Source organism: Vibrio sp. Makdt (genome assembly GCF_027587015.1).
In the GTDB taxonomy this organism is placed as follows: Bacteria; Pseudomonadota; Gammaproteobacteria; order Enterobacterales; family Vibrionaceae; genus Vibrio; species Vibrio chagasii_B.
Genome location: NZ_JAPPTH010000004.1, coordinates 18,052 through 29,597, shown reverse-complemented (window position 1 = coordinate 29,597; position 11,546 = coordinate 18,052). Strand labels below are relative to the sequence as shown.

At 45.6% G+C, this 11,546-nt stretch carries 11 protein-coding genes; 6 read left to right on the top strand and 5 right to left on the bottom strand.

Going from position 1 to position 11,546, the window contains the following annotated elements; genetic code table 11:
* Window positions 1-25 precede the first annotated feature (25 nt).
* Entirely contained in the window at window positions 26-784 is a 759-nt protein-coding gene (gene gloB / locus OH460_RS05960) for a hydroxyacylglutathione hydrolase (RefSeq protein ID WP_061032617.1), read from the bottom strand.
* 53 nt (window positions 785-837) lie between these two features.
* On the opposite strand from gloB, the gene OH460_RS05955 reads away from it, so the two are divergent.
* The gene (locus tag OH460_RS05955) at window positions 838-1,623 is read left to right on the top strand and encodes a class I SAM-dependent methyltransferase (protein ID WP_269995924.1); all 786 of its coding nucleotides are present in this window, start codon (window positions 838-840) and stop codon (window positions 1,621-1,623) included.
* A gap of 40 nt (window positions 1,624-1,663) precedes the next feature.
* Here OH460_RS05955 and rnhA read toward each other — a convergent pair whose 3' ends face one another.
* Window positions 1,664-2,128 carry a ribonuclease HI gene (gene rnhA, locus OH460_RS05950; RefSeq protein ID WP_008222935.1) on the bottom strand — a complete coding sequence of 155 codons (465 nt, stop codon included), beginning with the start codon at window positions 2,126-2,128 and terminating at the stop codon, window positions 1,664-1,666.
* Between the two features lie 56 nt (window positions 2,129-2,184).
* Here rnhA and dnaQ point away from each other — a divergent pair, with 56 nt between their 5' ends.
* On the top strand, window positions 2,185-2,952 hold the full coding sequence (gene dnaQ / locus OH460_RS05945; RefSeq protein ID WP_269995923.1) for a DNA polymerase III subunit epsilon: 768 nt from the start codon (window positions 2,185-2,187) through the stop codon (window positions 2,950-2,952).
* Window positions 2,953-2,961: 9 nt separating this feature from the next.
* Complete coding sequence (locus OH460_RS05940) at window positions 2,962-4,209, top strand: TIGR03503 family protein (protein WP_186171175.1); 1,248 nt, start codon at window positions 2,962-2,964, stop codon at window positions 4,207-4,209.
* A 127-nt stretch (window positions 4,210-4,336) separates the two neighbouring features.
* Here OH460_RS05940 and fadE read toward each other — a convergent pair whose 3' ends face one another.
* A complete protein-coding gene (fadE, locus tag OH460_RS05935; protein WP_269995922.1) occupies window positions 4,337-6,802 on the bottom strand; it encodes an acyl-CoA dehydrogenase FadE in 2,466 nt (821 codons plus the stop codon).
* A gap of 328 nt (window positions 6,803-7,130) precedes the next feature.
* Between fadE and lpcA the strand changes: the two genes are divergently transcribed.
* Both lpcA and OH460_RS05925 read left to right on the top strand, forming a co-directional pair.
* Window positions 7,131-7,706, top strand: a complete 576-nt coding sequence (gene lpcA, locus OH460_RS05930) for a D-sedoheptulose 7-phosphate isomerase (RefSeq protein WP_171369439.1) — start codon at window positions 7,131-7,133, stop codon at window positions 7,704-7,706.
* Between the two features lie 67 nt (window positions 7,707-7,773).
* Window positions 7,774-8,619, top strand: a complete 846-nt coding sequence (locus OH460_RS05925; protein WP_008222942.1) for a class II glutamine amidotransferase — start codon at window positions 7,774-7,776, stop codon at window positions 8,617-8,619.
* Window positions 8,620-8,695: 76 nt separating this feature from the next.
* Here the strand turns inward: OH460_RS05925 and purN are convergent, their stop codons facing one another.
* Window positions 8,696-9,370, bottom strand: a complete 675-nt coding sequence (purN, locus tag OH460_RS05920; protein ID WP_008222943.1) for a phosphoribosylglycinamide formyltransferase — start codon at window positions 9,368-9,370, stop codon at window positions 8,696-8,698.
* A 292-nt stretch (window positions 9,371-9,662) separates the two neighbouring features.
* On the bottom strand, window positions 9,663-10,703 hold the full coding sequence (gene purM / locus OH460_RS05915) for a phosphoribosylformylglycinamidine cyclo-ligase (RefSeq protein WP_008222945.1): 1,041 nt from the start codon (window positions 10,701-10,703) through the stop codon (window positions 9,663-9,665).
* A 169-nt stretch (window positions 10,704-10,872) separates the two neighbouring features.
* Here purM and upp point away from each other — a divergent pair, with 169 nt between their 5' ends.
* On the top strand, window positions 10,873-11,499 hold the full coding sequence (upp, locus tag OH460_RS05910) for a uracil phosphoribosyltransferase (RefSeq protein ID WP_004738627.1): 627 nt from the start codon (window positions 10,873-10,875) through the stop codon (window positions 11,497-11,499).
* The last annotated feature ends 47 nt before the right edge of the window (window positions 11,500-11,546 follow it).

The window sequence follows — 11,546 nt, the reverse complement described above, 5'->3', positions numbered from 1 at the left end:
CCTATAAGTGACAAGTCTGTATTTGTTAAAATTCGTTCTTCCACGCACGTAAAGCGGTAAATACCGACAAAGGATCGGTCTGTTCAGTGCGATTAGATACTGATTTCACTACACTTGGCTCGGTATAGCGCAAGAAAGGGTTCACAAACTTCTCTTGTCTCAAATTTGTGGGGATGGTCGACTTATTTTGTGCGCGAAGTCGATTCACTTGGTCGCGATATTGCTGCAAATGTTGGTTATCTGGCTCAACTGCAAGCGCGAAAGCGATATTGGCTGCTGTGTACTCATGTGCACAATAGACCTCGGTTTCTTGAGGAAGCGCCGTAATCTTATTTAATGCATCAAACATCTGTTGCGGAGTGCCTTCCATGATGCGACCACAGCCCGCTGAGAACAGTACATCGCCACAGAATAGCTTTGCATCACCAACGTAACCGATATGGCCCGCCGTGTGCCCACTAAGCCCAAGCACTAAGAATACTTCGCCGAATAGCTCCAGTTGGTCTCCATCATCCACTGGGTGTGTCAATGTTGGGATAGGCTCATTCTTAGGGCCTACAACATCAACACCTGGAAATTGTCTAACTAACTCTGGAACGCCACCAATGTGATCGTGGTGGTGGTGCGTAATCAAGATTGCATCTAAAGTTAGCTCATGGTGTGCTAAGTACTCTAATACTGGAGCTGCATCGCCGGGGTCGACGACAGCACAACGGCGATCGCTATTTTCAATCAGCCAGATGTAATTGTCGTTAAATGCAGGTATGCTTTTGATATGTAACATTATTGGTTCTCCAGTCACTTTCAGTGCGACAGAATAAGTGAGACAGATTATTGATGAAGCCAGCACGTAGCAGAAAGAAGTTTGAGCGTCCTTACACTTGGGCACAATTGCACAATGGGGACTGGTTGAGAGAATCAATTCAAACTCGACTAGATGAGTGGTGCCCAAAGTTATTTGGTTACCATATGCTCAAGCTCGGCGGTCTCAGCTGTGAGATTTCTAGCTGCACATGCAACATTCAACATCAAGTAAACCTAGATATCCAGAACCCATTACATAATGTGATAGCGGATGGCTATAATTTACCCTTTTTGGAGAAAAGTTTTGATGTTGTGGTACTGAGTCATCAATTAGATTATAGCAATGACCCACATCGGTTATTAAGAGAAGTCGACCGAGTGATGATGGACGATGGCTACATTATAATCACCGGCTTTAACCCATTCAGTGTCACAGGGCTTGCCAGTTTGATGCCTTGGCGTAAGAACAGTTTACCGTGGAGTGGGCGAATGTATACGCCAAGTCGTGTAAAAGACTGGTTGGGTGTATTGAATTATGAAGTGATTCATTGTGATACCTATGCATTGTTCCCGATGAGTAAGTATCAAGCGATGTGGACCTGGCTTGAGAACGCGTTAGGCGGCTGTGCCTCATTTGCTGGAAGCCAATACTTTATTGTCGCTCGCAAGCGCACCTATCCATTGAAACCGATTAAGCCACACTGGCACCTTAAACGACGCTTCTCTCCAGTCGGTGCAAGCTTTAGAACAGATACTCGCTGTACGTTGCATTCCATTCGTGCGCTGCGCCCGCTAAAAACAGAAAAAGCCGACTCGTAGTCGGCTTTTTGCTATCGGATATCTTTATCCGTTCCCAATATTAGCTTGGCTGATAGCCTGTGTCTTCTTGGGTTGGGTTTTCGGCAGCGGTACGCGCCAGCTCATCACACATTTCATTTTCTCGGTGACCTGCGTGTCCTTTCACCCAGCGCCAATCGACAGTGTGGCGTGCTGTCTCTTTATCGAGTTTTTGCCAAAGATCAGCGTTTTTTACCGGTTTTTTGTCCGCGGTTTTCCAGTCACGCTTTTTCCAGTTATGTATCCACTGAGTGATGCCTTGACGAACGTATTGGCTGTCGGTAGTGAGAATCACAGAACACGGCTCTTTTAGGGTTTGCAGTGCAACAACAGCAGCGAGCATTTCCATGCGGTTGTTGGTCGTTAGGGTGTAGCCTTGCGCGAGCGTCTTCTCTACTTTCTTGTAGCGAAGTACGATGCCGTAGCCGCCAGGCCCTGGATTGCCTAAACAAGAACCATCAGTGAAAATTTCAACTTGTTTCGTCATGATTTGATACTATTACCTCAAGCACATTATCGGCATAGTCTGACACAGTTATCCTTATGAATACCAGTAGCACTCCAGAACAAACCGCGAACGAAAAAAACAGTTCGAATGAAAACAAGCGTATCGTCGTACTCGATACCGAAACAACCGGTATGAATACCGAAGGTGGTCCTCACTACATGGGTCACCGCATCGTTGAGATCGGTGCCGTAGAGATCATCAACCGTAAGTTAACTGGACGCCACTTCCACGTTTACATCAAGCCAGATCGTGCGATTCAAGAAGAGGCGATTGGCGTTCACGGTATTACTGATGAATTCTTGGTTGATAAGCCGGAATATCAAGACATCCACAAAGAGTTTCTCGACTTCATCAAAGGCGCTGAGCTGGTGGCTCACAACGCGCCCTTCGATACCGGCTTCATGGACTACGAGTTTGAGAAACTGGACCCTACTATCGGTAAGACAGACGATTACTGTAAAGTTACCGATACCCTGGACATGGCGAAAAAGATATTCCCGGGTAAAAGAAACAACCTAGATATCTTATGTGAACGTTATGGCATCGATAACTCGCACCGTACCCTTCACGGCGCTTTGCTCGATGCGGAGATCCTAGCCGACGTCTACTTATTGATGACGGGTGGACAAACGTCACTGCAATTTAATGCTGGTCAGCAAGAAGGCGGTATAGAAAGTATCCGAAGAGTAGAAAGTGGTCGAAAATCCCTAAAGGTTTTACGAGCAACGGCCGATGAAGTAGAAGCGCATCAAAGTCGTTTAGATCTCGTCGAGAAAAGCGGAAGCTGCCTCTGGCGTCAGTAGGGAGAAAGTATGTTAAGGGTATTGGCCACCGGTTGTTTGCTGCTGTTAAGCTTTAGCTTGCACGCGGCAACAGAATCCGTAATGAGTTTATTGGACAACCGATTCCGAGTTGATCCCAGCATAGAACAAATTACCTTTATAATTTATCGAGCCGATAACTCTAAACCTGTCGTCTTAGTTCGCCCTGACGGCAAGAAATACTACTCTTGGCGTAACGCTGATAATGTCCGTTGGTATGAAGAATCCTCAATGGACATTGTCTCTATTGATAAGCCGATGCCAGGTCCATGGCAAGCGGTTGGCAAGGTCTCTCCTAAGAACAATATTAAGCTACTGTCTCATCTTGTTTTGGATGCGAATGAATTCCCAGACAAGCTGTACCAGACAGAGCGTATTAAATTCACTGCCCGTCTCACCTCTGATGGTAAGCCCTTGGTGCTGCGTGATTTCCTTGATCGTGTGAAGCTCAAGGTGACGTTTACTAAATTTGTCGAAAACGAAGAATCTTTAGTGAGAGAAGCGCGCCCAGTCCCAGTTGTGATGGGTGAATTTGCTGACGATGGTGTTGATCTTGATGAAAAAGCAGGGGACGGCGTCTTCACTGTATCGTTACCTATCGATATAGAGCCGGGCAAATACCGCGCGCGCATCACTTCCGGCAATGGCGTGTTTTTACGAGCGCAAGAACAAGAAGTTTTGGTTTATCCGACACCTATCACCACCACCTTTATCCAGTCTCGCAAAGATGGCTTACCTCATACTATCGTGGTCTCTGGCGAGCAGGGAATGATAGAGCCGAGTTCGTTAGCGGTGCACGTTGAGCATAAAGCACCAGATGAATACGTGATGTATAAGCAAGGGCAAGCGGATGTCGATGCGATGAAGGTGCCTTTGGAGATCCCTTATAATGGTGAACTTGGGATTTATAACTGGTCTGGAATGGTTTATGCCACCGATGCTTCTAGCCAGCGACCATTGACGTTCCCTATTTCAGAGCACTCTTACAGTGTGGTTCAAGATATTGATTTAGCCGAATCCCGCCGCCTGCAAGAAGAAGCGTTAGCCGAGCAAAAGCGTATCGCTACTGAGATGATGATACTCAAGAAGCGAGAAGAAGACAGACAACGCAGTATGATTATTATTGGGGTAGGTAACGTGGTTGCTATTCTATTGGGGCTACTGATTTGGTTTGTGGTTCGTAAAGTGACTGCCAAGAAGAGAGCTCAACCAGAGATGCAACTTAAGGCTCCTAAGTAACCATCTGCATGATTGAGTTATTTTGAGAGAGCTATTCAATCTCGCACTCGGAACATGTGACAGTTCATCATATCTAGAATTAAAAAACGGGACTCATAGGAGTCCCGTTTTGTTTTTATAGCTAAATCTAGGCTACGTTATCAATCGATTGGCCTGGATACTGGGGCTTTGCTGCTAGTTCCTCTGGCGAGAAGTCATCAACGTTGATGGTGTACAGTCGATGTTGCTCTGCACTTTCCAACAATGCTGCTTCTTGCTCAGTCAAAATGCCTTTCTCAAGGCCTAATTGAGCGACCAAATCAAGTCGTAGGAAGGCACGTTTTTGATGCGTCTCTTTGCAGACTTTGTCGAACAGCGGCTCAGCTTGAAGAATGACTTCCAGTGCTTTTTCAATCTTACCTACCGCGTTGTATTGAGTGTCCGCTAAGTATTGGCCACGGCCGATACGTGAGCGTGTTTCACTCGGTGTTTGTAGAATGTGTGCTACTTGGCTATCCAGTTTGTCGTTTGGTGCGCGGCGAATGCGGCCAAATGGCATCAACACAACGCGCAGCAGGCGACCAACTACAGGGTTAGGGAAGTTAGCTAAGAACTCATCAATTGCCACTTCAGTTTGACGTAAGCAGTCTTGCATACCCCAGTGTACTAGCGGTAGATCTTCTACGTTGCTACCTTCGCTTTCAAAGCGTTTTAGTGTTGCAGAGCCAAGGTAAAGTTGACTCAGGATATCACCTAGACGAGCAGATAGACGCTCTCTGCGTTTTAGTGAGCCGCCTAGCACTGCCATTGAGATGTCAGACAGTAGCGCTAGGTTAGCACTGTAACGGTTCAGTTGTTGGTAATAGCGTTTTGTCTGCTTATCTGTGCTATTTTCTGGTGTTGGTGTGTCCGAACCTCGGCCATCAGTTAAACCAAACCACAAACTACGAACTAGGTTACTTAGCGTAAAGCTAACATGGCCCGCTAATGCTGAGTCAAACTTATCAAGAGCATCGCTGCTTTCAGAGTAAGCCGCTTCCATTTCATTAAGTACGTAAGGGTGACAACGAATTGCACCTTGACCATAGATGATCATCGAACGAGTCAGAATATTTGCACCCTCAACGGTAATCGCAATCGGAGAGCCTTGGTAGCCACGAGCTAGGAAGTTCGATGGACCTAAGCAAATACCTTTACCACCTACGATGTCCATTGCATCGATGATGCTGCGTTGACCACGGTGCGTACAGTGATACTTAACGATTGCAGAGATAACCGAAGGTTTTTCACCAAGGTCAATACCAGCAACGGTCAGGTTACTTGCTGCATCCATGACATAAGCATTACCACCTAGTCGTGCTAGTGGCTCTTCAACCCCTTCCATGCGACCAATTGGTTGTTTGAATTGGCGACGGATACGAGCGTAAGCGCCCGTCGCAAGTGCCGCTGTTTTGATACCACCCGTTGAGTTTGATGGCAGGGTGATACCACGGCCAACTGACAGACATTCAACCAGCATTCTCCAACCTTGGCCTGCCATTTTCTGACCACCAATAATGAAATCAATAGGAACGAAAATATCGTTACCTTGAGTTGGACCATTTTGGAAAGGAACGTTAAGCGGGAAGTGGCGGTTACCAATCTCCACACCTTTCAAATCGGTTGGGATAAGGGCACATGTGATGCCAAGGTCTTGTTGGTCACCCAGTAAGCCGTCTGGGTCACGTAGTTTAAAGGCTAAGCCAAGTACGGTCGCAACTGGTGCGAGAGTGATGTAGCGCTTGTTCCAAGTTAGGCGCATCCCTAGAACTTCTTCACCTTGCCATTCGCCTTTACATACCACACCGTAGTCTGGGATAGAGCCAGCATCAGAGCCTGCCTCTGGGCTAGTTAGGGCAAAACAAGGGATCTCTTTACCTTCTGCCAAGCGTGGAAGGTAGTGGTTTCTTTGTTCTTCTGTACCGTAGTGTTGCAACAGCTCACCTGGGCCTAACGAGTTAGGTACACCAACCGTTGATGACAGCACGCTGGAAACGCCCGTTAGCTTCTGTAGAACGAGAGATTGAGCGTAAGCTGAGAATTCTAAACCGCCGTATTTTTTCTTGATGATCATGGCGAAGAACTTATGGTCTTTCAGGTATTGCCACACTTCGGGCGGTAAATCTGCAAGCTCATGGGTGACTTGGTAATCATTGACCATTTCACACACTGTGTTTACCGGGCCGTCTAGGAACGCTTGTTCTGCTTCAGACAGTTTTGGATCAGCGATGTTTTGTAGCTTTTTCCATTCAGGCTTGCCTTTAAATAACTCTGCTTCCCACCAAACGGTGCCGGCTTCCAGTGCTTCTTTTTCTGTCTGAGACATTGCCGGTAGTACTTTCTTAAATACAGAAAGCGCTTTTTGGCTGATGAGAGTTTGACGAATGGCTGGCACAGCAAAAATAGCAACCGCTAATAGGTAACAAAGCCAGCCAGTAACCGCTACGTCGCCGAATAGCGTTAAAGCCACCATCGTTCCAGTTAATGCGATTAATGCGCGTACCAAGCTAACTCTGTGGTAGAGACAGACACCTAAGATAGCTGTCATGCCGAGTAGGGAGAGCAATATGTTCATGATCGATTTCCTTTTCAGAGATCACTTATTGTTATTAAGTTTTAGGTAAGAGGTCTAACCAGTCAAGTGTAAACAAAATATTAAATATTTGTAAAACTCAAAGTTGGGTAAAAAGTGATCTGAGTAGAGTTAAAGTTCTAATTGTGAGAGGTTGGTGGCGATTATTTGGACGAATCGGCGATGACTGACTAATTAAGGTGGCAATCTTTGGGCTTAAGTGTCGACACTATTTCATGTTTGTGGGTAAACTCAGTTATAAAGAGGGTGAAACCCTCAATTCTCATTTCGCGCACGCTAAGTCGCGACATAAAAATAAGAGATAAGCCTTATGTACCAAGACCTAATCAAAAGTGAATTGAACGAAGCTGCTGAGGTTCTTAACAAGTTCTTGAGTGACGACCATAATATTGCTCAAATTGAAGCAGCGGCAAAATTGATTGCTGACTCATTCAAACAGGAAGGTAAAGTGCTTTCTTGTGGTAACGGTGGATCACACTGTGATGCAATGCACTTCGCAGAAGAGCTGACAGGCCGATACCGTGAAAACCGCCCAGGCTACGCAGGTATTGCGATTTCAGACCCTAGCCACTTATCTTGTGTAAGTAATGACTTCGGCTACGACCACGTATTTTCTCGTTATGTAGAAGCGGTAGGCCGTAAAGGCGATGTGTTGTTTGGTTTATCAACTTCAGGTAACTCAGGCAACATCCTAAAAGCCATTGAAGCAGCTCAAGCGAAAGGCATGAAAACCATCGCACTGACCGGTAAAGACGGCGGTAAAATGGCAGGCTGTGCGGATATCGAAATCCGAGTACCACACTTTGGTTACGCAGACCGTATCCAAGAGATTCACATTAAGATCATCCATATTGTGATTCAGCTTGTCGAAAAAGAGATGGAATAACAGTTTTACAGACATTTGGAGCCTAGGTTTTTGGCTCTGTTGGTTTTAATAGGGAGTAGATTAAACCATGTGTGAATTGCTCGGTATGAGCGCGAATGTGCCAACGGATATTTGTTTTAGTTTTACTGGTCTTATGCAGCGTGGGGGCAACACTGGCCCACACCGCGATGGCTGGGGAATTACCTTCTATGAGGGTAAGGGTTTTCGTACTTTTAAAGATCCTAACCCTAGCTGTGAATCTAAGATCGCAGAGTTGGTTCAAAACTACCCCATTAAAAGCCAAGCTGTTGTCAGCCATATTCGTCAAGCCAACCGTGGTGGTGTGAATCTAGAAAATACACACCCTTTTACTCGTGAGCTCTGGGGAAGGTATTGGACCTTTGCTCATAACGGCCAGTTATCTGATTACGATGATCTTGTTAGCGGCCGCTTTAGACCTGTTGGTGAAACAGATAGCGAGCTTTCGTTCTGTTGGCTGCTGAAGCAACTTGAAGAGCGTTTTCCTGAGCCGCCACAAGATATGGAAGGGATGTTCCGCTTCGTTGCTGAGTGTTGCGATAAGCTGAGAGAGAAAGGCGTTTTCAATATGTTGCTGAGCGATGGTGAGTACGTAATGACATACTGTACTAACCATTTATATTGGATAACGAGACGTGCGCCTTTTGGTAATGCAAGCTTAATCGACGAAGATGTTGAGATTAACTTCCAAGAAGAAACCACACCGAATGATGTGGTGACGGTGGTGGCGACTCAACCGCTTACCGCCAACGAAGAGTGGTTTAGAATGAAGCCTGGTGAATACGCGCTGTTTCATTCCGGTGAACTGATTGGCAACAATCACAAAGAGTTGGAAGATGTTGCTTATGCGCCTAAAAAGGTCGCGAGCCAAGCGCCTACTGAACCATTGAGCTAAACGTCTCGTTACTTGATTCGATAAAAAAGGCCGTTAACTGCACTCGTCAGTTAATGGCCTTTTTGTATTCTTGGAATTACTCTTCTGCGTAACCGTGTTTACCTAGTACTTTTCCGTCTAGCACCGCTTGTCCATTTACCATTGATAAACGACCTTCTGCAAACCACTTACAAACCATCGGATAGATTGCGTGCTCTTGAGTGAGTACTCGCCCCGCTAGCAGGTCGGCATCATCGTCCTCAAACACAGGCACTTTGGCTTGTAAGATCACAGGACCACCGTCTAGCTCTTCGGTAACAAAGTGCACACTAGTTCCATGTTCTTTGTCTTTAGCATCAATCGCTCGCTGGTGGGTATGTAAACCTGGGTATTTCGGTAATAGAGAAGGGTGGATATTGACCATTTTTCCTGCGTAGTGTCGAACAAATTCCGAACTCAAAATGCGCATGTAGCCTGCCAGTACGATCAAGTCTGGTTGGTATGCATCGATTTGTATCATTAGTTCATGGTCAAACTCTTCACGAGAGCCGAAATCTTTTGGATTTACTGAGTGTGCATCGACACCAGCGGTCTTCGCTCGCTCTAAGCCAAAGGCCTCTGCCTTATTTGAGAAGACAGCTTTAACTGAAGCATCAATCATATTGCTATCGCAGGCATCTAAGATCGCCTGTAAGTTGCTTCCGCTTCCTGAAACTAACACAACGATGTTTTTCTGAGAGTGAGTGGTTTTCTGAGAGTGATTGTTTTTCATAAAGTGGGTCATACGATTGATTAACTGGAGTTTATACCAATCACAGTAAGTAAGTGCTCATAAATAGCGCAGGAAAAAGGCTTGAGAACAAGGCAGAGATTTTAGATAAGTAGTTATCCTACAATCAAAATTTCTAACGACGTGATCGAGCGTTTTAACAAGCTAGGATGACCAGTTACTTACTACGATTGGTATCTATATTACCTACATAAACTAAGGTTTTCTGCGGGCCAAATAGCAAAATGAGGACCATTAGGTCCTCATTGATTAACTAAGTAAGTGAACGTATCACTTATTTGATTTCAACTTGCTCTTCGCCTGCTTCAGCGTTTGCGATCTCACCGATAACCCAAGCGTTTTCGCCTTCAGCTTTCAGTAGTTCAACAGCAGCGTCTGCTTGGTCTTTAGGTAGAGCTACAACTAGGCCAACACCACAGTTGAAAGTGCGGTACATTTCAAATGTTTCCACGTTACCTTTCTCTTGTAGCCAGTTGAAGATAGCAGGCCATTCCCAGCTCTTACCATCAATCACAGCTTTAGTACCTTCAGGAAGTACGCGAGGGATGTTTTCCCAGAAACCACCACCAGTGATGTGCGAGATAGCATGAATGTCATGCTCAGCGATCATCTTAAGTGCTGATTTGATGTAAATCTTAGTTGGTTCTAGTAGGTGTTCACCGATAGTGCGACCTTCTAGCTCTTCACTCTTATCAGCACCAGAAACTTCTAGAACTTTACGAATTAGAGAATAACCGTTTGAGTGTGGACCACTTGAGCCAACAGCGATAAGTGCGTCGCCTGCAGCTACTTTAGTGCCGTCGATGATGTCAGCTTTTTCTACAACGCCAACACAGAAGCCAGCAACATCGTAGTCGTCGCCTTCGTACATGCCCGGCATTTCAGCGGTTTCACCACCGATAAGTGCACAACCAGCTTGCACACAACCTTCAGCGATGCCAGAAACAACGTCTGCTGCTGTGTCTACATCTAGCTTACCTGTTGCGTAGTAGTCTAGGAAGAATAGAGGCTCACCACCTTGAACGATTAGGTCGTTCACACACATTGCCACTAGGTCGATACCAATGGTGTCGTGTTTTTTCAGATCCAAAGCAAGGCGAAGTTTAGTACCAACACCATCAGTACCTGAAACAAGTACTGGCTCTTTGTATTTCGTTGGAAGTTCACATAGGGCGCCAAAGCCACCAATACCGCCCATTACTTCAGGGCGACGAGTGCGTTTAACAGCACCTTTAATACGGTCTACTAGTGCATTACCTGCGTCGATATCAACACCAGCGTCTTTGTAGCTTAGAGAAGAAGTATTACCACTCACGGGATAGTCCTCGAACTTAAGTTGGATGTGAAAACGGCGCTATTCTAACAGGGCTTGAATATGAAGAGCAAACGTTTGCGCGGTTTTTTTTATTAGAATAAAGATTCTGAAATAACCTTAGAGTTCGTGTATAATCTACAGGTTTGTTTAAATATTGCCGGAGTTGGAAATGAAAGTTGTTGAAGTGAAACACCCGCTAGTAAAACATAAAATTGGCCTGATGCGTGAAGGTGAGATTAGCACTAAGCGTTTTCGTGAGCTAGCGACAGAAGTGGGTAGCCTTCTAACATACGAAGCGACATCAGACTTTGAAACTGAACGTGTAACTATTAATGGTTGGGACGGCCCAGTTGAAGTTGACCAAATTAAAGGTAAAAAAGTAACAGTAGTGCCAATCCTACGTGCTGGTCTAGGCATGATGGACGGTGTTCTTGAGCATATCCCAAGCGCACGTATCAGCGTTGTTGGTATCTACCGTGACGAAGAAACGCTTGAGCCAGTACCATACTTCAACAAGCTTGCATCTAACATCGATGAGCGTATCGCTCTAGTGGTAGACCCAATGCTTGCAACGGGTGGTTCTATGATCGCAACTATCGACCTAATGAAAGAGAAAGGTTGTAAGCACTTCAAGATTCTTGTTCTTGTAGCGGCTCCTGAAGGTATTGCAGCTCTAGAAAAAGCGCACCCAGATGTTGAACTTTACACTGCAGCAATCGATGAAAAGCTAAACGACAAGGGCTACATTGTTCCTGGTCTTGGCGATGCTGGTGATAAGATCTTCGGTACTAAGTAATTCGGTTTTTAGATTAAGTGGGTTCCGTTGTTTTAATTTACTGAATT